This window comes from Streptomyces sp. NPDC030991, from assembly GCF_055571235.1.
Window position 1 is genome coordinate 133,767 of sequence record NZ_JBVIFR010000016.1, and the last position, 20,955, is coordinate 154,721.

Sequence of the window (20,955 nt, forward strand, 5' to 3'; positions counted from 1 at the left end):
GGCGAGCGGTCCGGTCGGTTCCGGCAGGGTTGTCACCGGGTTCACGCTCCCTTGCGCATGCCGCGCAGCTGGACCACGTAGGCGACGATCATGGTGATGACGCCCATGACGATGGCGACCGTCGCGGAGTAGTTGTGCTGCTGGCCGGAGAAGGACAGCGAGTACGTGTAGTAGTTCGGGGTGTAGTCCGTGGTGATGGCGTTCGGCGCGAGCTTCTGGAGGATGGCGGGCTCGTTGAAGAGCTGGAAGCTGCCGATGATCGAGAAGATCGTGGCGATGACGAGGGCGCCGCGGATCGCGGGGAGTTTGATCGCCGAGATGACCCGCCACTGGCCCGCGCCGTCGATCTCCGCGGCCTCGTAGAGGGAGTGCGGGACGACGCGCAGCGCGGAGTAGAAGATCAGCATGTTGTAGCCGACGAACTCCCAGGTCACGATGTTGCCGATGGAGGCGAGGATCAGGCCCGAGGAGAGCGGGTCGGGCAGGTGCAGGCCGAACGCGTCGTTGAGGTCGCCGACCAGCCCGAAGCGCGGGCCGTACATGAAGCCCCACATGAGGGTGGCGACGACGGCGGGCACCGCGTAGGGCAGGAAGACGGATATCCGGAAGAAATCCTTGCCGTACAGCCGGCCGCTGTCGATGGCGAGGGCGACCAGGAGCGCGATGCCGAGCATGATCGGCACCTGGACGAGCAGGAAGAGGCCGACGCGGGCGACACCGTCCCAGAACTGGCCGTCCTGAAGCGCCTGTTGATAGTTGTCGAGGCCCACGAAGGTGGTGCCGCCGATGAGTTGTGTACGGAACAGGCTCAGGTAGACCGAGTACGCCAGAGGGGCCAGGAAGACCAGGGCGAAGACGAGCACGAAGGGGCCGATGAACCCCCATCCCGTCCATGAGCGGCGCGCGCGGCGGGTGCGTCGCGCCGGGGGCCCGGCCGGGCGGCGGCCGGTGGCGGCCGGTGGGTCAAGCGTCGTCATCTCGGGTCCCTCGCTCGTACATCCCTCGCGGGTGGCGCTGCCGATGTTTGCGTAAACATCGCGGCGCGCGAAGCGGCCCACGGCTGTTATGTTTACGTAAACATTCGGTGGCGGCATGTCTACACTGCCCCGATGACGGCGGTCAAGAGTCGCCGGGGACATCGCGGAGCAGAGCGCGGTACGGGAAGAACACGGCTGGTGAGGGAGACGGTGGGAGCAACGGAGAGCGCCCCGGCGCACGACGGGGCCGAGGGCCGGCGTCGTCGTCGTACACAGAACGCGTCGATGGCGGACGTCGCCCGGGTCGCGGGGGTCTCCTCGCAGACGGTGTCCCGCGTCTCGAACGGCTTCCCCGGCGTGCACGAGGAGACCAGGCAACGGGTCCGCGCGGCGATGAAGGAGCTCGGTTACCGCCCCAACAGCGCGGCGCGGGCGCTCAAGCGCGGCGACTTCCGCACGATCGGTGTCATCACGTTCACGCTGTCGACGACGGGCAACATGCGCACCCTGGAGGCGATCGCGACCTCGGCCGCGCACGAGGGCTACGCGGTGACGCTGCTCCCCGTCGCGGTCCCCACCCAGGACGAGGTCCGCGGCGCCTTCTCCCGCCTCGGCGAGCTGGCGGTCGACGCGGTCATCGTCATCATGGAGGTCCATCTCCTGGACTCCGCGCGGCTGTCGCTGCCGCCGCACGTGAAGGTCGTCGTCGCGGACTCGGACGCCGGGGACCGGTACGCGGTCGTGGACACGGACCAGGCGGGCGGCACCCGCGACGCCGTGCGCCATCTTCTCGGCCTCGGCCACGACACGGTCTGGCACCTCGCGGGGCCGTCCGAGTCGTACGCGGCCCAGCGCCGGACGGACGCCTGGCGCACGGCACTTGAGGAAGCCGGCCGGGCCGCGCCGCCGCTGGTGCGCGGCGACTGGTCGGCGGAGTCCGGCTACCGTGCGGGGCTGCGCCTGGCCGAAGAGGCCGACTGCACCGCGGTGTTCGCGGCCAACGACCAGATGGCCCTCGGCCTGCTGCGCGCCCTGGACGAGCGCGGCCGCCGGGTCCCCGAGGACGTCTCGGTCATCGGCTTCGACGACATCCCCGACTCGGGCTCGTTCCTGCCCCCGCTGACCACGGTCCACCAGGACTTCGCCGAGGTGGGCCGCCGCTGCGTGCAGAGCGCGCTGCGCCAGGTCCGGCAGAGCGAGGCGGAACGGGGGACGACGCTGGTGCCGACGCGGCTGGTGGTGCGGGAGAGCACGGGACGGGCGCCGGGTCCCCGCGTCTAGACGCCGAGCCCTTCGAGGACCACGGCGCCCGGCAGCTCCGTGAGGGCCTTGCCCGGGACGATCAGCTTCCCTCGGCGCGTGCCGCTGCCGATGAGGACGTACGGGAGGTCGGCGACGGCCGCGTCGACCAGGACCGGCCAGTCGGCCGGGAGGCCGATCGGGGTGATGCCGCCGTACTCCATGCCCGTCTCGCCGGTGGCGATGTCCATGGGAGCGAACGAGGCCTTGCGTGCGCCGAGTCGGCGGCGCGCGGCCCCGTTGACGTCGACCTTGGTGGCGGAGAGGACGACGCAGGCGGCGAGCGTGGTCTCGCCGCCACGCCTGCCCGCGACGACGACGCAGTTCGCCGACCGCGCCAGCAGCTCGGGCCCGTAGTGCTCCAGGAACGTGGCCGTGTCGGCCCACGCGGGCTCGGTGTCGACGTGGATCAGCTCCTGCGCCGGGACCGCGCCGCGCCAGTGGCGGACGGCGTCGGCGACGGGCCGGGTGAGCAGGTCGAGGGCGTCGGGGGCCGGGCGGGCGTCGTCGAACGTGCCGAGGGGTGCGCGCATGGCGGCACGCTAACAGCCGCCGCGCGCACGGATTCCGAGTGTCTCAGCGTTCGAACGGCACCGATACGGCCATCACCATCCGGGCCGGTACGGCGCCGTCGTTGCGGTACTCGTGCGCCACGTCGGCCTCGAAGGTGACGCTCGCCCCCTCGGGCACCTGGTGGCGGACGCCGTCCACGATCAGGGTCAGTTCGCCCTCGGTGACGTGGAGCAGTTCCACGGCGCCCTTGGGGTGCGGGTCGGACGCGCTGCCGTCGCCGGGCTGCAACAGCCAGTCCCACATCTCCAGCGGACCCGGGGCCTCGGTCCCGGCCAGCAGCCGGTGGTAGCTGCCTGCCTCCGTGGACCACAGCCGCACCGCCTGGTCGGCGGGGACGATCCGCACCTTGGGCCCCTGCTCGTAGTCGAGGAGCGTGGTGATGCTGATGCCGAGCGCGTCGCCGATCTTCACGACCGTGCCGATGCTCGGGTTGGTGCGCGCCTGCTCGATCTGGATGAGCATGCCGCGGCTGACGCCGGCCCGGGTCGCGAGCACGTCCAGGGTGAAGCCGCGCTCGGAGCGCCAGTGTCTGACGTTGCGGGCGAGCGACTGGGTCAGGAGGTCGAGGTCCGACACATTCCGTCCAATATTTTGGATGACAGAGTGCAATGAATTGAACTACGTTGTGGTGCACCAAAACGTTCAGCAAACTGTACTGCGAGGTCGACAGTGGAAGCACGGTCCGCGCTCTTCGCCCTGGCCACGAGCGTCCTGTGGGGGCTGGCCGACTTCGGCGGCGGCATGCTGACCCGGCGCACCCCGGCGCTGACGGTCGTGGTCGTCTCCCAGTCCCTCGCCGTGGCCGTGCTCGGCGCGATCGTGGCGGCGACCGGCGGCTGGAGCGAGGCGGGGCCACGGCTGTGGTTCGCCGTCGGCGCGGGTCTGGTGGGGCCGGTCGCCATGCTCGCCTTCTACAAGGCGCTCGCCCTCGGCCCGATGGGCGTCGTCTCCCCGCTCGGCTCGATCGGCGTCGCCGTGCCGGTCGGCGTCGGCCTCGTCCTCGGCGAGCGCCCCGGGCCGCTCCAGTTCGCGGGCATCCTCGTGGCCGTCGCGGGCGTCGTCCTGGCCGGCGGCCCCCAGCTCCGGGGTGCGCCGGTCCAGCGCCGGGCGGTCCTGCTCACCCTCGTCGCGGCGTTCGGCTTCGGCGCGGTGATGGCCCTGATCTCGGCGGCGTCGACCACGCTGACGGGCCTCTTCCTCGCGCTGTTCGTGCAGCGCGTGACGAACGTGGCGGCGGGCGGCGCCGCGCTCTGGGCCTCCGCCCGGCGCGGCGCGCCGGTGCTGCCGCCGGAGGGCGGGGCGCGGCTCGTCCTGCGGTCCCTGGCCGCGCTCGCCTTCGTGGGCCTCGCGGACGTGGCCGCCAACGGCACCTACTCGCTCGCCGCCCAGCACGGGCCGGTGACCGTCGCGGCGGTACTGGCCTCCCTGTACCCGGTGATCACGGCCCTCGCGGCGCGGGGCGTGCTGAGCGAGCGGCTGCGCGGGGTGCAGGCGGCGGGGGCGGGACTGGCCCTGGTCGGCACGGTGCTGCTGGCGGCGGGCTGAGCTCCGGGGGCCGGGCGTCAGATGCCTGATCTCTGGGGCCGGGCGTCAGATGCGGTAGCGGCGCAGGGCGGGTACGGCGAGGGCCAGGCCCCCCATGGCGACCACGACGAGGACGCCGCCGCCGACGACCGCGGCGCGAGGTCCGAAGGCCGAGCCCGCCGCGCCGTGCAGCACGTCGGCGAGGCGGGGGCCGCCGGCGACGACGACCGTGAAGACGCCCTGCATCCGGCCGCGCATCTCGTCGGTGGCCGCGGACAGCAGGATCGCCCCGCGGAAGACCATCGAGACCATGTCCGCGACGCCCGCCACGGCCAGGAACACCACCGCGAGCCACAGGCTGCCGCTCAGTCCGAACCCGGCGATGGCCGCGCCCCACGCCACGACCGCGCCGATCACCATCCAGCCGTGCCGCCGGGCCCGCGAGAACGTGCCGGAGAACAGCCCGCCGACCACCGCCCCGATGGGGATGGCCGCGAACAGCAGACCGAGCGCGAGCCCCTCGCCGTACGGGGCGTAGGTCTCGGCGGCGAGTTGCGGGAACAGGGCGCGTGGCATGCCGAAGACCATGGCGATGATGTCGGCGAGGAACGACAGCAGCAGCACCTTGTGCGCGGAGATGTAGCGGAACCCGGCGGCTATCTCGCGCACCCCCGCCCGCCGCTTCGTCGCGGAGTCCAGGGGCGGCAGCGCGGGCAGCCGGTGGACGGCCCACACCGTGACGCAGAGCGCCAGCGCGTCGATGAGGTACAGCTCGGGCAGGCCGATGACGGGGATCAGGACACCGGCCATGAGCGGGCCGACGACCTGGCCGGTCTGCATGACGGTCGAGCCGAGCGCGTTGGCGGCGGCCAGCTCTCCCTCGGGGACGAGCCGGGCGATGGAGGCGTTGCGTGCCGGGGCGTTGAGCCCCCAGAACGCCTGCTGCACCGCGAGCAGGATCATCAGGGCGGCCACCGAGTCGAACCCGGCGACGGCCTGCACCCAGAACAGCACCGAGGTCACGGCGATGCCGCAGTTGGTGATCAGCAGCAGCTTGCGGCGGTCCATGGTGTCGGCGACCGCCCCGCCCCACAGGGCGAACACGATCAGCGGCAGCAGCCCCGCCATGCTCGCGGCGCCGACCCATGCCGAGGAGCCGGTGATGTCGTAGATCTGCTTCGGCACGGCGACCGCGGTGAGCTGGCTGCCCACCGCCGTGACGATCGTCGACGACCACAGGCGGCGGTAGGCGGGGATGCGCAGCGGGCGGGTGTCCATGGCCCAGCGGCGCCATCCGCGCCGGGGCGGCCGCGCCTTCTCCTCGGCGGGCGACGCGTCCCGCGGGTCGGTGCCGGTGCTGCTGTCGCTGGTGTCCACGGGCTTCCTGGTTGCTCGTTACATCTATTCGGCCAGGGGTCACTATCGCAGCACCGCACGGACGTTCGGAACGCAGCCCTACGTCTCTTCGAGCTCTCCCAGCGCCACCAGTTGCTCGGGCGTCACCCCGGCGGGGATCGGCCGCGGGGCGGGGGTGCGCAGGGGCGGCTGCCAGCCCGTGTCCGCGTCCCAGCTCCGTACGACCCGGGCCGGCGCACCGGCCACGACCGCGTGGTCCGGTACCTCGCCGCGCACCACGGCGCCCGCCGCGACCACCACGTTCCGGCCGATCCTGGCGCCCGGCAGGATCACGGCGCCGGTACCGATCCAGCAGCCGGGACCGATCTCGACCGGCTCCATCCGGGGCCACTGCTTGCCGATGGGCTCGTGCGGGTCGTCGTAGGAGTGGTTGGTGGAGGTGATGTAGACGTAGGGCCCCATGTACACGTCGCGCCCCACCGTGACGGTCGTGTCGGCGATGACATGGCTGCCGCGTCCGATGACGACTCCGTCGCCGAGGGTCAGTATCGGCTCGGGCCCCAGATCGAGGTCCGGCATCATCCCGGCGGTCAGGGTGACCTGTTCACCGATGATGCAGTGCTCGCCGAGGCGGATCCAGGGCTCCCCGAAGACCGTCCCCTGCGGGAACGCGAGCTTCGTGCCGGGCCCGATCGCAGCGAACCGGTGTCCGCCCGGCTGCTCGGCGGTGACCGCTCCCGCGCGCTGCGCCCAGCGCCAGGCCGCCTGCACGACGCGATGGGTGAGCCGGCCCTTGGCGGACCGTCCATCGGGCGAGAACACGTTCCCCTTCATCGGCACGGCGCCACGTTACTCATCCGTACCGTCCGCCCCCACCTCGACGAGCTGTGATCTTCACCCCACAGGTACGGTTCGCTCAGGCGCGACGCAGGCACGACACGTAGGGAGCGGCACCCGATGGGAAGCACTGGCCACGAGGCACTCGTCATGGGGATCGGCGGCAAGGACCCGCAGGTGGATCCGGAGGCGTTCACCGCGCCGACGTCCGTGGTGATCGGTGAGGCGACGCTGCACGCGGGCGCGAGCGTCTGGTACGGGGCCGTACTGCGGGCCGACTGCGGGCCGATCGAGCTCGGCGCCGACAGCAACATCCAGGACAACTGCACGGTCCACGTCGACCCCGGTTTCCCGGTGACGGTCGGCGAGCGCGTCTCGGTCGGCCACAACGCGGTGCTGCACGGCTGCACCGTGGAGGACGACTGCCTCATCGGCATGGGCGCGACGGTCCTCAACGGCGCGGTGGTGGGCGCGGGTTCCCTGGTCGCGGCCCAGGCCCTCGTCCCCCAGGGCATGGTCGTCCCGCCGGGCTCGCTGGTGGCGGGGGTCCCCGCCAAGGTCAAGCGCGAACTGACCCAGGAGGAGCGCGAGGGCATCACCCTCAACGGCACCCTCTACGTCGACCTGGCCAAGGCCCACAAAGCGGCCCACGCGTAAGCCTGGCCGGACCGGGCCGGGGGCGGGCCGACGACACGGGCCCGCGGAATCTACTCCGCCCCGACGGTCTCCGGCTCGGCCTCGGCCTCGGCGGCGACCTTCGCCGCGCGCCGCTTCATGAACAGCATCGAGCCGAGCCCGAACAGCACGGCCAGTCCGAGCCCCACGTACGAGAACCGCTTCAGCCAGTCCTCGGCGACGATCCCGAGGTAGTAGATGACGGCGGTCGTCCCGCCGGCCCACACCACGCCCCCGAGCAGGTTCGCGGTGAGGAACCGCCAGTACGGCATGTGCAGCACGCCCGCGAGCGGCCCGGCGAAGATCCGCAGCAGGGCGATGAACCGCCCGATGAAGACGGCCCACATGCCCCACTTGTCGAAGGACCGCTCCGCCGTGGCGATGTGGGCGGGCCCGAAGTGCTTGGGGAATCTGGCACCCAGCTTGGCGAGGAGCGGCCGCCCGCCCTTGCGCCCGATCGCGTACCCGATGGAGTCGCCGATGACGGCGCCCGCTGTGGCGCAGACCCCGAGGACGACCGGGTTGACGTCACCGTGCTGCGAGGACAGCAGCGCGGCCGAGACGAGCACGATCTCCCCGGGCAGCGGAATGCCCAGGCTCTCGAGGCCGATGACCCCGGCCACCAAGGCGTAGATGGCGACCGCCGGAATCGTGTCGAGCCACTCCTGGACGTGCAACGCCGTCGCCTCCCGTACCCAAAAATTCCGTGTGCCCGCCGTGCACTCCCCCGCCGGTCGCGCACGCCGGGCAGCCTACCTGGCGCACCTACCGGTCAAGACGCCGCCGAGTCCCACAAGGTGCATCGGTGTTCCCGGTGAATCGTCGAGGAGAGCGTGATCCCGCCCACGGCGGCGGTCCGCAGCGACAGCGTCCGGCCGGCCGCGACCCGCTGGTCCGGCATCGCGGGCGCCCCCTCAGCACGCGGCACCGAACCCCGCACGAACGAACCCCAGTACTGGACCATCCGCCGCGCCAGAGCCCGCTGCTGCGCGTCGAGCGGCGTGACGAGACCGAAGTGCTTGAAGAGGTACTGCACCTCGTTCACGTGGGTGGCCCCGAAGTCGAACGTCCGGCCCGCTTCCCTGATCGACGCGAACGGCGGCGACGTGCGGTCGGCGAACTCGTAGGCGTAGACGGGCAGACCGGCGCGGGCGAGCCGCCGGTCCAGGCGCAGCGCCGGGCAGGCCATCAGCTGGTCACCGGCCGCGGCGGCATAGGCGTAGGTCGGCGAGGCGTGCTCGGCCAGGGGGTACGCCGCCCGCGCCCGCGCCCCGGTGTCCGGGCCGAACGCGTCGGTCAGAGCCCTCGGGTACGCCTCGGCCGTGAGCGGCGTGCCCTGTCCGTCGTACGCGCCGTACGCGAACAGCCGCCCCTCGTCCCGGTTGGCCCCGTTGAGCACGGGCACGCGCGCGGAGCGCCCCGCGGCGATCGCGGCGGCCGGCTGCTCGGGCAGGAAGGCGCCGCCGACGACGGGCCCCCAGTCGAAGCCGCCCTGCGCCTCCAGGATCTCCCGGGCCGACCTGCCCCGCAGGCAGTCCGCCACGGGCCCGGCCGCGCACCCGAGCCGGGCGGCGAACGCGGCGCCGGAACCGACGGCGTCCTCGTGGGCGCGGGCCGCGCAGTCCCCGTACGCCCCGGACTCGATGATCCCGGCGCGGAACAGGCCACGCCCCGTCGGTGCGGCGAGCTGCGTGCAGACGGAGCGGCCGCCCGCGGACTCGCCAGCGAGGGTGACCCGGCCGGGGTCGCCGCCGAACCGCCCGATGTCGGCGCGCACCCAGCGCAGCGCCAACTGCTGGTCCTGCATGCCGAAGTTGCCCGAGACCCCGTCGGCGGCCTGGCGGCCGAGAGCGGCCGCGGCGAGGAACCCCATGGCGCCGAGGCGGTAGTTGACGGTGACGACCACGGTGCCGGTGGTCCGCGCGAAGGTGTCCGGGACGATGTCGGCGCCCGCGCCCGCGGTGAGCCCGCCGCCGTGCAGCCACACCATCACGGGCCGCCCCGCGGCACCCTCGGGCGCGTACACGTTGAGATGCAGACAGTCCTCGGTGTACGTCGGGTCCTCGTATCCGGGGTCCCAACTCGCGCTCTGGACGCACCGGTTGCCGAAGCGCGTCGCGGCTCGGACGCCTTGCCAGGGCTTCGCCGGCCGCGGTTCGCGCCAGCGCAGCGGGCCGACGGGCGGCTCGGCGTACGGGATGCCGAGGAACTGCCGCCCCTCATCGGTGTGCCGACCGCGCACCCACCCCGAGCTGGTGAGGACCTTGGTGCCGTCGTCGGCCGCCTGGGAGGGCGCCGCGGGCAACAGGGCGACGATCAGGGCCGTCAGCAGGGCGGCGACGGCGCCTCCGGTCCGCCGCGCGGCCGGTCTCCTGGATGTGCGGTCGCTCATCGCAGTCACTCCTTCTCACGTACGCGTCCTCGCGTGCGGATGCGGAACCGCCCGGAAAGCTATGACCGCCGGTGACTCGTGTCAATGAGATGCGCGGAAGGATCACGCGCAGAGGAGGGCAGCGGAACGCCGGAAGCCCCGCCGCTCGTGCGACGGGGCTTGGCTTGACGCGCAGATCAGTGCCCGCGGAGGCGGGCCGGTGGTCACTTCTGGGCCGGAGGCTCCTGGCCGCCGCTCCCACCGAACTGATCCTTCAGCTTCTGCTGGGCCGTGTCGACCTGACCGCTGTATTTGCTGTCGGTCCTGCCGTCCACGAAGTCACCGGCCTTGTCGACACCCTGACCGGCCTGGTCCTCGTGGCCCTTCAACATCTGTTTGAGCTTGTCCATCACGGACATGGTCGGCCTCCTCGGTTCGAGCCGTTGTCTCCAGCATGGGTGCTCATGACGAGCCCCGCATCCGCAGGAGGCGCGGGCGACCGCGGGCCGTCCGTCAGCCGTTGGGGCGCAGGGTCCACACCACGGTCATCTCGCCCGTGACCGCGCCGTCCTCCCGCTGGATCGCGACGGCCACCGGGAACTCGGGGCGCTCCCCCGCGTCCAGCTCGGCCACCACGTCGGCGGCCGGGCGGCCGAGCGTCGCCGTGGCGGTGACCCGGCCCATGGCCAGCTTCTTGTACGCGATCTCGGCGCTGACGGCCAGCGGCACGGCCCGCGAGAGCTGGTCCCCGAAGGCGGCCAGCACGATGGCGCCGCTCGCGGACTCGGCCAGCGTGAACATCGCGCCGGCGTGCGGGCCGCCGACGTGATTGTGGTAGTCCGCCTGGTCCGGCAGGGCGACGACCGCCCGCTCGGGGGTGGTCTCGACGAAGGCGAGGTTCAGGGTGCGGGCCATCGGCACCGTGGCGGCGAGCATCTCGCCGATCGACATCTGGTCTGCGCTCATGACCGCATGTTACCCATGGGTAGCAAAGTTGGCCATCCTCGGCCTTGCGGAACGGAACCGTTGCACGTCCGGTACAGGGCAGGGGCCTCGGCGGCCCCGTGACCCTCTATCGTTTACGGCCATGTGGCCAGGACAGCAGCCGCCCGGGGGCGAGCAGAACCCGCAGGACGCGCAGAACGCGAACTACCCCACCGACCCGCCGACACCCAACCCGTACCAGCAGCCGGGGTACCAGCAGCCGAACCCCTATCAGCAGCAGGGCTACCAGCAGCCGAACCCGTACCAGCAGCAGCCTGGCTGGAACGCGCCGACGACACCACTCGGCCCGCAGCCGCCGCACGGGGGCGGCGGTGGCAACAAGACGAAGATCGTCGCGATCGTCGCCGCGGCCGCCGTCGTGATCGCGGCCGGAGTCACCGGATTCCTGGTGCTCGGCGGCGACAAGGACGACGACGCGAAGGGCAAGGACGACACGAAGCCCGGCGCCTCGCAGTCCGCGAGCCCCCGGCCGAGCCCGACCCCGTCGGGCGACGACAACCCGCGCGGCGGCGACAACGCCGTCAAGCCGGTCGTCGCGGGGTGGCAGCCGGTGGTGAACACCAAGCACAAGACGGTGTTCGACGTCCCGCCGGGCTGGGAGGTCAGCTCCGGCGGCTCGGACCAGATCATCGGGTTCGAGTACGACTTCAAGAACAAGAAGGGCAAGAAGGAGCACGGTATGACCACCGTGTCCGCTCCTGCCGAGTTCAAGTCCAAGTGGTGCTCCGACGACTCCGACAAGGACGGGCGCAAGGAGGACACCTCGCTCGCCGGCGCCGGGACCCGGGGCGAGGACGGCGCCAAGACCGCCGCGCAGGCCGCCGAGAACCGCGTGCCGTGGTGGATCTACGGCGGGTACACCGAGCCGGACATCAAGTCGGTGAAGACCGGCAAGGCCGAGGAGTTCACCAACGGCCAGGGCGTCTCGGGCAGCCTCATCAAGGCGACCTCCGAGAACACGCCGCAGAAGGGCAAGTGCGCCAGCGAGGGCAAGGCGGTCGTCTTCGCCTTCCAGAACGAGGCCGGGGACTACGTGTCCTGGGATCTCTGGGCGGCGAAGGGCGTCAAGGGCGAGCTGGACGACGCGACGATCGACAAGATCCTCGGCTCGGTCCGCTACTACAAGGACCCGACCGCTTCCTGACCTGACGGGCCCGGTCAGGTCGGGTCCGGCCAGGTCCGCCCCGTAAGGAAACGGTTTGGCAAATGGGCGCGCGGCGGCGATAGTCCCTCAGTGACCTCAGCCGCCGCCTCCCCGCCACCCCGCCCGAGCCGCCGCCCCGCGTGGGCCGGGCGGAACTACACGCTGCTGGCCGTCGCCGCGTTCGTCACGACGCTCGGCGCGCACGGTGCGCTCATCGCGTCCGCCTTCGCCGTGCTCGACACGGGCGGCGACGGCGGCGACGTGGGGCTTGTGGCCGCGGCGCGCACGCTGTTCCTGGTGATCTTCCTGCTGGTCGGCGGCGCGGTCGCCGACCGGCTGCCGCGCCACCATGTGATGGTCGCGGCCAACGCCCTCAACTTCCTCTCCCAGGGCGCCTTCGCCCTGCTCGTCCTCCAGGGCGACCCGAAGCTCTGGCAGATGATGGCGCTCAGCGCGCTCGGCGGCACCGGCCAGGCGTTCTTCAATCCGGCGGCCGAGGGCATGCTGATGGCGTCGGTCTCCGGGGAGCAGGCGAGCCGCGCGTTCGCGATGTTCCGGATGGGCATGTCCGGCGCCGCGGTGGGCGGGGCCGCGCTCGGCGGGCTGATGGTCGCCGCGCTCGGACCCGGCTGGGTGCTGGCGGTCGACGCGGCCGCGTTCGCGGTGGCCGGCGCGCTCCGCATGTTCCTCGACGTGAGTCATATCGCACCCCGGGTGCCGGGCAGCGGGCTGCTCGCGGACATGCGGGACGGCTGGCGGGAATTCGTCGGGCGGCCCTGGCTGTGGACGATCGTCGCCCAGTTCTCGGTGGTCGTCGCCGTGGTGGGCGCGGCCGAGTCGGTGTTCGGGCCGCTGGTGGCCCGCGACGAGCTGGGCGGGGCCGGGCCGTGGGGCATCGCGCTGGGCGCGTTCGGGGTCGGCACGATCCTCGGCGGCCTGCTGATGATGCGCTGGAAACCGCAGCGGCTGCTGTTCGCGGCGACGCTGTCGGTGTTCTCGCTCGCCCTGCCGTCTGCCGCGCTGGCGGTCCCCGTGCCCCTGGGCGCCCTCATCGCGGTCATGTTCGTCAGCGGCGTCACGATCGAGATATTCGGCGTCTCCTGGATCACCGCCCTGCACCAGGAGATCCCGGAGGAGAAGCTCTCCCGGGTCTCGGCCTACGACTGGTTCGGCTCGGTGGCGATGGTGCCGCTGGCGACGGCGCTCGCCGGTCCGGCCGAGTCGGTGTTCGGCCGGACGGAGTCGCTGTGGGGCTGCGCGGCCCTGGTCGTCCTCGCCACCTCGGCGGTCCTGTGCGTGCCGGACGTCCGCAATCTGCGCCGCCGGCCGCACTCGGCCGGGGTCGCGGCGTCGGCCGGGTCCGCCGCGCGGGAAGCGGACCTCACCCCACGCTGAAGGAGCCGCCGGGCGGCTCGGGGGAGGGCACCGCGTCCGCGTCCGCGACGGCCCGCGCGCCGCCCACGAAGCGGCGCAGCCCGTCCCCGTGCTCGACCCGCGCGGGAAACGTGTCGCGGGCGGTGCGGCGGGCCAGCTCCGCCACGTCGAGTTCGCTCTGCGATGCGAGCAGCACGGCGTTGCCGAACCGCCGGCCGCGCAGCACCCCGGGCTCCGCGATGAGGACGACCTGCGCGAAGACACGGGAGAACGTGGCCAGTTGCGAGCGCAGAAAGGCGAACGGCGCCCCGTCCGCGAGGTTCGCCGCGTAGCAGCCGCCCGCGCGCAGCACCCGGCCCGCCTCGCGCGCGTAGGACTCCGTCGTCAGATGCGCGGGCACCCGCGACCCGCCGAACACATCGGCCACGAGGACGTCCGCGGAACGGTCCGGCGCGTCCTCCAGCCACTGCCGGGCGTCGGCGCCGTGCACGGTGATGTCCGTGCCGGGCGGCAGCGGCAGATGCTCGGCGACCAGGGCGGTCAGCGCCCGGTCCGCGTCGACGACGTGCTGCCGGGAGCCGGGCCGCGTCGCGGCGACGTACCGGGGCAGCGTCAGCGCGCCGCCGCCCAGGTGCAGTACGTCGAGCGGCCGTCCCTCCGGCGCCGCGCAGTCGAGCACGTGCCCGAGGCGGCGCGCGTACTCGAACTCCAGGTGCGCGGGGTCGTCGAGGTCGACGTAGGACTGGGGCGCCCCGTCCACGGTGAGCAGCCAGGCGCGCCGCCGGTCCACGTCGGGCAGGAGTCTGGCGGTGCCGTGGTCGACGGTGCGGACGACGGGTATCGGCTCGGGATCGGGTGCGTTCACGTGCCCATTGTGCCGGGGGCGACGGGCCGGACCCCGGTGGCGGCGCGTGTCAGCCGTCCGCCCACGTCCGCAGCGCCTCCTCGACGTGCGCCGCGGCCTGCTCACGGCCCGCCCGGGCCGCGGGCGCCCGGCACGCGGGGTCGAGGCTGTTGCCGCCGAAGGCGTGGCGGGCGGCGCGGTCCGGGGTGAGAAGGGTGACCCGGGCGCCGTCCGCGGCGAGCCGGGCGGCCTGGGTGCGGGCCGCGTGCAGGACACCGCCGCCCGCCGCGACGGGGGCGACGACGACGACCCGGTCGTGGCCGGCGGCGAGCTGGGCGTTGGCCGGGGAACGCATCCCGCCGTCGATCCAGCGGGCCCCGTCGATGGTGACCGGCGGCCAGACGCCGGGGACGGCGCAGCTCGCGGCGACGGCGTCGACGATCCCGACGCCGCGGTCCCCTTCGAAGACCCGGAACTCCCCGGTGCGCGCCTGTACCGCGGTGATCAGGAGGCGGCGGTCCGGCCAGTCGTGCGAGAGGAGCCGGTCCGCGATCACGGCCCGCCGCGCCGCCTCGTCGGGGGTGGAGGCGGCCAGGGCCAGCCGCCCGAGCCTGCGTCCGTACGCCTCGACGGTGCGGGAGGTGAGCGCGTGGCGCGCGTAGCGGAAGAGGGTGCCCGCACCGAGCGTTCCGGCCACCTCCCCTACCGGCGCGGCGAGTTGCCGTTCGTACAGCGTCGCAGGGGTGAGCTTCCCCGAGGTGAGCTGGGCGCCCACGACCGCGCCCGCCGACGTGCCGATCACGGTGTCCGCGTCCCACAGGTTGACGCCCGCCTCCGCGAGGCCGTACAGGATGCCGGAGGTCCAGCCGATGCCGGCGAGCCCGCCACCGCCGAGTACGAGAGCCCTGCCCGCCACCGTGACCTCCGTCCGACGCGTCGTCTTCCTGTCCTCGGTCAGTGTGGCCGGGGTCCGCGGGCCCCGGCCACACGACGGGCTCACCTCACTCGACGACCGTCATCGTACCGGCGCCGACGGTCCGGCCGCCCTCGCGGATCGCGAAGCCGAGCCCGGCCTCCAGCGGTACGTCACGGCCGAGTTCGACCGTCATCGTGACGGTGGACCCGGGCCGCGCGACGGCCGCCGCGCCGAGGTCGACGTCCCCGACGACATCCGCCGTACGCAGGTAGAACTGCGGCCGGTACCCGGTGGCGACAGGCGTGCTGCGGCCGCCCTCCGCCGCCGACAGGACGTACACCTGGGCGGTGAAGCGCCGGGCGGGCCGTACGCTGTCGGGCCGCGCGACGACGTGGCCGCGCCGCACCGCGTCCCGCGCCACCCCGCGCAGCAGCAGCGCCACGTTGTCCCCGGCCTGGGCCTCGTCCATCGGCTTGCCGAAGGTCTCGATCCCGGTGACCACGGTCTCCCCCTCCTTGAGGGTCTCGGCCCCGTACACGCGTACGCGGTCGCCCATGCGGACACGGCCGCGCTCCACGGCGCCGGTGACGACGGTGCCGCGCCCGCTGATGGTCATGACGTTCTCGACCGGCATCAGGAACGGCGCGTCCACGTACCGCTCCGGCATCGGCACGTACGTGTCCACGGCGTCGAGCAGCGCCTCGATCGACGCCTCCCAACGCGGGTCCCCCTCCAGGGCCCTGAGTCCGGAGACGCGGACGACGGGCACGGTGTCGCCGCCGTAGCCGTGCGCGGACAGCAGCTCGCGCACCTCCAGCTCGACGAGGTCGGTGAGCTCCTCGTCACCGGCGTCCGCCTTGTTGACAGCCACGACGATGTGGTCGACGCCCACCTGCCGGGCGAGCAGCACGTGTTCGGCGGTCTGCGGCATGATCCCGTCGAGCGCGGAGACGACGAGGATCGCACCGTCGAGCTGGGCGGCGCCGGTGACCATGTTCTTGATGTAGTCGGCGTGGCCGGGCATGTCCACGTGCGCGTAGTGCCGGGTGTCGGTCTCGTACTCGACGTGCGTGATGTTGATGGTGATGCCGCGCAGCGCCTCCTCGGGCGCCTTGTCGATCCGGTCGAACGGCACGAAGGTGCTCGCGCCGCGGGCGGCGAGGACCTTGGTGATGGCGGCGGTCAGGGTGGTCTTGCCGTGGTCGACGTGGCCCATGGTGCCGATGTTCAGGTGCGGCTTGGTGCGCACGTAAGCCGTCTTGGGCATGGCTGGGTGGTCCTTCCGGAACATCTGAGTCATTCAGATACGCAATGGCCTCCTGCGGGAGGCGGGGACCCCTGGGCCCTACCGACCCTCCCCCTGCGGGGTCCGCCGGAATGTCCGGAGAGGGTCAGCTTCGCGCGCCGTCGACGGCCGCTGCGGAAGGAGCTGCGAGGAAGGCGGCAGCCTGAGCGGCGCCCGCGACTGCGGGCGCTGCTGCGAGGAAGGCGTGCCGGAACATGTGCAGAGCATCGCCGACGGGACGTCCGGCGTCGAATGGTTTTCGCCGCTCGCAGGCGTGGCGGGCCCGACCGTCAGGGCCCTGCGTTCCTCAGTGCCTCCCGCACGGACAGCGGGGCGAGTACGCCGTGGTGCGCTGCGACGAAGGCGCGTACGGCGTCGGGGTCGGTCTTGGCGTATTCGCGCAGACTCCAGCCGATGGCCTTGCGGATGAAGAAGTCGGGGTGCCCGGCCTGGCGGAGGCAGTACGCGAACAGCCGTTCCTGGTCCGTGGATCGGCGGTAGCGGAGCTGGTGCAGCAGTGCGGTCCTCGCGACCCACAGGTCCTGGTCCTCGATCCACGCGTCCATGGCGGAGGTCAGCGCGGGGTCGGCGGCCACGAGGCCGCCCACCACGTGCGCGGCGAGCGCGTCCACCGTGTCCCACCAGGGCACGGTGGTGACCAACTGCCGGGCGACGGGCAGGAAGCCGGACGACAGGCGGCGTACGTGCCGGCGCAGCAGATCGCTCGCGAAGTACGCGTACTCGCGCTCGGGCAGCGTCCAGCAGCGCAGCGCCACGGCGGTGAGGTCTCTCTCGTCCGGCCGGGGCAGCCCGTCGAGCACCGCCCGGGACAACTCCTTGCGCACGGGCGAGGCGATCCCGAGGAAGGGAGCGATGCCCTTCATGTACGCGCGCATGGCCGCGGCCCGCTCCGGATCGGCCGCGGCGCCGTGGACGACGGGGAGCCGGGCGAGCACGGTGTCGGCGTACGCGCTGGGCGGCGGTGTGATGACGGGCACGAGACCTCCCTCGAAGCGGAACGGCGCGGGGAAATGCGGGAGAACCTCCGGAAAAGTGAGACACAACCTACGGCGATCTTATGTATGTGTCGGTTAGTCTCCCCGGATGTTCGAACCCGTCGCCGCCCGTCCCTCCGGCCTGGCAGCGCGCTGCACCAGAGCGCTGCTCTCGCCCTGGTCGAGACTGTCGCTCCTCGTGCTGCTGCTGGCCGCGGGCGCGACCTGCGTCCTGCTCTTCGAGCCGCAGCGGTTGCTGTCCGACGGGTGGCCCGCCGAGGTGGGTGGCGCGGCCGCGGTGGTGCTGTTCGCCGTGGCGTACGGCGTGTGCACGGTCGCCTTCGTCCCGCGCCCCCTGCTCAACCTGGCGGCGGGCGCCCTCTTCGGCTCGCAGCTCGGCCTGCTCGGAGCGATCGGCGGGACGGTCCTCGGCGCGGGTCTCGCCTTCGGTCTCGGCCGGATGCTCGGCCAGGACGCGCTGCGCCCGCTGCTGCGCGGCCGCTGGCTCAAGGCGGCGGACGGCCAGTTGAGCAGACACGGTTTCCGCTCGATGCTGGCGGCCCGCGTCTTCCCCGGTGTCCCGTTCTGGGCGGCCAACTACTGCGCGTCGATCTCCCGGATGAGCTGGACCTCGTTCCTGCTGGCCACCGCGCTCGGCTCGATCCCGAACACGGCGGCCTACGTGGTGGCGGGCGCCCGCGCCTCGACGCCCACGTCCCCGGTGTTCCTGGTCGCGATGGGCTTCATCGCGATCACGGGTGTGGCAGGCGCGCTGGTGGCCTGGCTGAAGCGCCACAAGCTGCGCGACAAGGTGTAGAGAAGCGGGCGCGGGAAGGCAGGCGCCGGGAGGCAGGGCCGGGGCGCGCCCCGCCGGTTCAGTCCGTCCGGTACACGTCCAGGCGGCCGCACACCCCGAATCTCCCGCGTGCGGCGGGCGTTTCGGAGCGCACCACGGCGTCCGTGAGATGCCCGGCGTCCCCGTCGGCGAGCCGGTCGAGCTGGCGCCCGGTCGCGGCGGCAGCGGCGTCCGCCCCGGTCTCCCACCTGGCCCGCCATGCGCCGAGCCGGTGCCGGACGAGCGCGGCCGCCGCCGCGTGGAAGGCGGGGAGCTGCGCCGGTCTCTCGCGCAGCCGCAGGTACCCCTCGATCGCAAGGTCGCGCCGGGCCCTCGCGATCCGCTCCTGCTCGGCCTCGGGGGCGTCGGCGGGGACGGCGGTGGCGGCGGCGTACGTGTCGGGGTCGGTCAGGTACGCGGGCGGCAGCGTGAGCACGGCGTCGCCCGCCTCGGGCAGCCCGCTGTTCTGCATCAGGACGACGATGCGCAGGGCGCCGTCCTCGTTGACGAGCCGGTGGACGGTGCCCGGCGTGAACCAGGCGACGGTGCCCGCCGTCAGCGGCGTCCGCGCGAAGCCCGCGGCGGTGAGCGTCTGGACGGCGCCGGCGCCCGCCGTGACGACGTACCCCTCGCTGCACGCCAGATGCAGGTGCGGAGTACCGCCGCGCAGCCCGTCGGCGGCGGGCCAGTCGTAGACGGACAGCTGCGAGACGGCGATGCCGCCCGGCAGCCCCGAGAAGGCCGGGGACGCGTCCGAGAGGCTCACCACGGGTGCTCCGCGAGGTACGCGGAGATCTCGTCGCGCTCCCAGGCGCCGTCGGCGACGACGACGCGGTAGCGGCGGGTGAGGGCGGCGCCGGGTTCCAGGACCAGTTCGTCGTGGAAGGCGAAGGAGGGCGCCACCGCGGCGAACGGTTCGGCGCGGACGAACCAGTGCGCCGGATGGGCGCCCCGCTCCCCCAGGTGGTCGTTGTCCGGGGCGTGTTCGAAGATCAGGGTCGCGTGTCCGTCGGACCCGTCGTGCTCCGCGCTGTACGCCAGCCAGGGCGCCTGTGTCCCCATGACCGCGGGCCCCTCGGCGTCGGCCGTCCGGATGCGGCCGCCGCGGAAGGCGCGCGGGCCGCGCCAGAACAGGCCGGTGTAGCCCGCGAGTTCGCGGCCGTGGGTGGTGGGGCTGCCGAACCGGAGAGGTTCGGCGCGACGGTTGGTGACGGCGCTGGTCCAGATCAGCGCCCAGGCCCCGGCGGCCGGATCGACGTCCCGCACCTCGATGCGGCGCTCCTCCTCCGCCCACAGCGCACCGTCGTACGGGTGCCAGGTCAGCCGCTCGGCGATGGCAAGGCCGCTCGCGTCCGCGCGGACCTCGTCGAAGCCGGCGTGGGCCATGGAGCCGACCCGCTCGGGCAGCGCCAGGTAACCCTCGCCGGGGACATAGGAGTTGCCGCCCCACAGGTTCTGGCCCGAGAGGTGGGAGGCGGTCATCTGGAGGCCCTTGTGCCAGCGGTGGTCGTTGGGCCGGTAGTCGGTGACGATGTCACCGCTGAGTGTCCTGATGGGGTGGAGGTAGGGCTTGGGTGCCTCCCAGGCCGCCTCGGGACGGTAGACGTACGCGAACAGGTCGACGCCGGTGGTGGGTTCGGTGACGGTGATCCGGTCGCCGTGGGCGTGGACGACGCGCAGGGTCTCACTCATGAGTACCGGCCTCCGGGAGGGGCGCCCAGCCGTGCGCGCCGCCGTGCAGGGCTGTGTAGTACGGGTCGCCGGGGCCGATCTCACCCGCGCGGACGGTGACGTCGGTGAACGCGGACTTGTAGAGCGCGGAGATCAGCTCCAGGCTGGTGCGCCCGTCGGGCCCGCTGCCGCGCGGCCGCTCGCCCGCGCGCAGGGAGGCGACGAGTTCGCGCAGCTGGGCGACGTGGGAGCTCGGCACGTCGGCGCCGAAGTCCCGCCAGGAGGCGGCCAGTTCGCCGGGCACGTCGCGTGCGGGGGTGACGGTCCAGTCGGCGTTGCCGTACCCGTACAGGTGGGTGAGTTCGAGGGTGGCACGCTCGCAGTCGATGCGGATGCGGCTGACCTCGTCGGGGCTGAGGACGCTGTTGACGACGGTGGCCAGGGCGCCGCTCTCGAAGCGCACCAGGGCGGTCGACACGTCCTCGGTCTCGACGTCGTGCACGAGCCGGCCGGCCATGGCCCGCACCTCGGACCACGGGCCGAGGATGTCGAGCAGCAGGTCCATCTGGTGGATGCCGTGCCCCATGGCGGGCCCGCCGCCCTCGGTGGCCCAACGGCCGCGCCAGGGAACGGCGTAGTAGGCGGCGTCCCGGTACCAGGTCGTCTGGCAGTGGGCGACGAGCGGCCGTCCGATCTCGCCCTTGGCGAGCAGGTCGCGTACGTGCCGCGCGCCCGATCCGAACCGGTGCTGGAAGACGATCGCCGCGTACGGCCCGCCCGGCGCCCCCTCGGCCGCCTCGATGGCGTCGAACTCCTCCAGGGACGGCGTCGGCGGCTTCTCGCACCACACCCAGGCGCCGGACTCCAGTGCGGCGACGGTCTGTTCGCGGTGCAGGGTGGGCGGGGTGCAGACGGTGACGAGGTCGGGGCGCTGCTCGTCGAGCATCCGCCGGAGGTCGGTGTACGGGTGCGGGACGCCGCCTTCCGCGCAGAACCGGCGTACGGCGTCGTCGTCGATGTCGACGGCCGCGACGACCTCCAGCTCACCCTCGGCGGCCAGCTCCTTCAGGGCCGGCAGGTGGCTGCCGCGGGCGATGCCGCCGGTGCCGACGACGGCGGCTCTGAGCCGGTGGGTACGGGGGCCGGAGCGAGTCGGTGCGGGTGCGCTGCGCATGGACGCGATCAACACTCCATCGGGGTGCGGTGACGGGACTGACGCGAGGGGCGGCGCCGTGTAGCAAGCGCTTTCTCCGCGTTGACGCTAAGCGGGCGGA

General features: G+C 73.0%; 22 protein-coding genes. 6 read left to right on the plus strand and 16 right to left on the minus strand.

All coding sequences use genetic code 11. The features are described 5' to 3' along the window. Positions 1-41 precede the first annotated feature (41 nt). A complete protein-coding gene (locus ACZ45E_RS27740) occupies positions 42-977 on the minus strand; it encodes a carbohydrate ABC transporter permease (RefSeq protein WP_468225372.1) in 936 nt (311 codons plus the stop codon). A 285-nt stretch (positions 978-1,262) separates the two neighbouring features. On the opposite strand from ACZ45E_RS27740, the gene ACZ45E_RS27745 reads away from it, so the two are divergent. Then, positions 1,263-2,258, plus strand: coding sequence for a LacI family DNA-binding transcriptional regulator (locus tag ACZ45E_RS27745; protein WP_468225375.1), 996 nt, complete (start codon positions 1,263-1,265; stop codon positions 2,256-2,258). On the opposite strand, the gene ACZ45E_RS27750 is transcribed toward ACZ45E_RS27745, so the two are convergent. Both ACZ45E_RS27750 and ACZ45E_RS27755 read right to left on the minus strand, forming a co-directional pair. Continuing rightward, positions 2,255-2,809 (minus strand): YbaK/EbsC family protein, encoded by a 555-nt coding sequence (locus ACZ45E_RS27750; RefSeq protein ID WP_468225378.1) that lies wholly within the window; start codon positions 2,807-2,809, stop codon positions 2,255-2,257. The genes ACZ45E_RS27745 and ACZ45E_RS27750 overlap by 4 nt on opposite strands. 43 nt (positions 2,810-2,852) lie before the next feature. Then, positions 2,853-3,425 carry a helix-turn-helix domain-containing protein gene (locus tag ACZ45E_RS27755; RefSeq protein WP_468225381.1) on the minus strand — a complete coding sequence of 191 codons (573 nt, stop codon included), beginning with the start codon at positions 3,423-3,425 and terminating at the stop codon, positions 2,853-2,855. 93 nt (positions 3,426-3,518) lie between these two features. Here ACZ45E_RS27755 and ACZ45E_RS27760 point away from each other — a divergent pair, with 93 nt between their 5' ends. Then, positions 3,519-4,394 carry an EamA family transporter gene (locus ACZ45E_RS27760; RefSeq protein WP_468225384.1) on the plus strand — a complete coding sequence of 292 codons (876 nt, stop codon included), beginning with the start codon at positions 3,519-3,521 and terminating at the stop codon, positions 4,392-4,394. Between the two features lie 45 nt (positions 4,395-4,439). On the opposite strand, the gene ACZ45E_RS27765 is transcribed toward ACZ45E_RS27760, so the two are convergent. Both ACZ45E_RS27765 and ACZ45E_RS27770 read right to left on the minus strand, forming a co-directional pair. Next, positions 4,440-5,750, minus strand: coding sequence for an MFS transporter (locus ACZ45E_RS27765; protein ID WP_468225387.1), 1,311 nt, complete (start codon positions 5,748-5,750; stop codon positions 4,440-4,442). Positions 5,751-5,828: 78 nt separating this feature from the next. Continuing rightward, a complete protein-coding gene (locus ACZ45E_RS27770) occupies positions 5,829-6,563 on the minus strand; it encodes an acyltransferase (RefSeq protein WP_468225554.1) in 735 nt (244 codons plus the stop codon). Positions 6,564-6,686: 123 nt separating this feature from the next. On the opposite strand from ACZ45E_RS27770, the gene ACZ45E_RS27775 reads away from it, so the two are divergent. Beyond that, the gene (locus ACZ45E_RS27775; protein ID WP_468225389.1) at positions 6,687-7,223 is read left to right on the plus strand and encodes a gamma carbonic anhydrase family protein; all 537 of its coding nucleotides are present in this window, start codon (positions 6,687-6,689) and stop codon (positions 7,221-7,223) included. 50 nt (positions 7,224-7,273) lie between these two features. Here the strand turns inward: ACZ45E_RS27775 and ACZ45E_RS27780 are convergent, their stop codons facing one another. The 4 genes from ACZ45E_RS27780 to ACZ45E_RS27795 form a co-directional block, all read right to left on the minus strand. Continuing rightward, positions 7,274-7,918, minus strand: a complete 645-nt coding sequence (locus tag ACZ45E_RS27780) for a DedA family protein (RefSeq protein ID WP_468225391.1) — start codon at positions 7,916-7,918, stop codon at positions 7,274-7,276. A gap of 95 nt (positions 7,919-8,013) precedes the next feature. After that, a complete protein-coding gene (locus ACZ45E_RS27785; protein ID WP_468225393.1) occupies positions 8,014-9,633 on the minus strand; it encodes a carboxylesterase/lipase family protein in 1,620 nt (539 codons plus the stop codon). Between the two features lie 203 nt (positions 9,634-9,836). Continuing rightward, a complete protein-coding gene (locus ACZ45E_RS27790) occupies positions 9,837-10,031 on the minus strand; it encodes an antitoxin (protein ID WP_468225396.1) in 195 nt (64 codons plus the stop codon). 94 nt (positions 10,032-10,125) lie between these two features. Next, positions 10,126-10,578, minus strand: a complete 453-nt coding sequence (locus ACZ45E_RS27795; protein WP_468225399.1) for a DUF4442 domain-containing protein — start codon at positions 10,576-10,578, stop codon at positions 10,126-10,128. Positions 10,579-10,699: 121 nt separating this feature from the next. Between ACZ45E_RS27795 and ACZ45E_RS27800 the strand changes: the two genes are divergently transcribed. Both ACZ45E_RS27800 and ACZ45E_RS27805 read left to right on the plus strand, forming a co-directional pair. Continuing rightward, the gene (locus ACZ45E_RS27800; protein WP_468225402.1) at positions 10,700-11,761 is read left to right on the plus strand and encodes a DUF8017 domain-containing protein; all 1,062 of its coding nucleotides are present in this window, start codon (positions 10,700-10,702) and stop codon (positions 11,759-11,761) included. 90 nt (positions 11,762-11,851) lie between these two features. Then, complete coding sequence (locus tag ACZ45E_RS27805) at positions 11,852-13,156, plus strand: MFS transporter (protein ID WP_468225404.1); 1,305 nt, start codon at positions 11,852-11,854, stop codon at positions 13,154-13,156. Here the strand turns inward: ACZ45E_RS27805 and ACZ45E_RS27810 are convergent. The 4 genes from ACZ45E_RS27810 to ACZ45E_RS27825 form a co-directional block, all read right to left on the minus strand. Then, positions 13,143-14,000 (minus strand): spermidine synthase, encoded by an 858-nt coding sequence (locus tag ACZ45E_RS27810; RefSeq protein WP_468225406.1) that lies wholly within the window; start codon positions 13,998-14,000, stop codon positions 13,143-13,145. The two genes, ACZ45E_RS27805 and ACZ45E_RS27810, sit on opposite strands and share 14 nt — an antisense overlap. Before the next feature lie 49 nt (positions 14,001-14,049). Next, positions 14,050-14,895 carry a patatin-like phospholipase family protein gene (locus ACZ45E_RS27815; RefSeq protein ID WP_468225409.1) on the minus strand — a complete coding sequence of 282 codons (846 nt, stop codon included), beginning with the start codon at positions 14,893-14,895 and terminating at the stop codon, positions 14,050-14,052. A gap of 85 nt (positions 14,896-14,980) precedes the next feature. Next, complete coding sequence (tuf, locus tag ACZ45E_RS27820) at positions 14,981-16,162, minus strand: elongation factor Tu (protein ID WP_468225412.1); 1,182 nt, start codon at positions 16,160-16,162, stop codon at positions 14,981-14,983. 308 nt (positions 16,163-16,470) lie between these two features. Continuing rightward, positions 16,471-17,178: a DNA alkylation repair protein gene (locus ACZ45E_RS27825; protein ID WP_468225415.1), complete on the minus strand. Its 708-nt coding sequence runs from the start codon at positions 17,176-17,178 to the stop codon at positions 16,471-16,473. Between the two features lie 106 nt (positions 17,179-17,284). Here ACZ45E_RS27825 and ACZ45E_RS27830 point away from each other — a divergent pair, with 106 nt between their 5' ends. After that, positions 17,285-17,992: a TVP38/TMEM64 family protein gene (locus ACZ45E_RS27830; protein WP_468225416.1), complete on the plus strand. Its 708-nt coding sequence runs from the start codon at positions 17,285-17,287 to the stop codon at positions 17,990-17,992. A gap of 58 nt (positions 17,993-18,050) precedes the next feature. On the opposite strand, the gene ACZ45E_RS27835 is transcribed toward ACZ45E_RS27830, so the two are convergent. Genes ACZ45E_RS27835 through ACZ45E_RS27845 form a run of 3 tightly spaced genes read right to left on the minus strand, consistent with a single transcriptional unit; the run spans position 18,051 to position 20,855 of the window. Beyond that, positions 18,051-18,779: a cupin domain-containing protein gene (locus ACZ45E_RS27835; protein WP_468225418.1), complete on the minus strand. Its 729-nt coding sequence runs from the start codon at positions 18,777-18,779 to the stop codon at positions 18,051-18,053. Continuing rightward, a complete protein-coding gene (locus tag ACZ45E_RS27840; protein ID WP_468225420.1) occupies positions 18,773-19,702 on the minus strand; it encodes a DUF6807 domain-containing protein in 930 nt (309 codons plus the stop codon). The genes ACZ45E_RS27835 and ACZ45E_RS27840 overlap by 7 nt, the downstream gene beginning before the upstream one ends. After that, complete coding sequence (locus ACZ45E_RS27845; protein ID WP_468225423.1) at positions 19,695-20,855, minus strand: Gfo/Idh/MocA family protein; 1,161 nt, start codon at positions 20,853-20,855, stop codon at positions 19,695-19,697. Before ACZ45E_RS27845 ends, ACZ45E_RS27840 begins: the two co-directional genes overlap by 8 nt. Positions 20,856-20,955 lie beyond the last annotated feature (100 nt).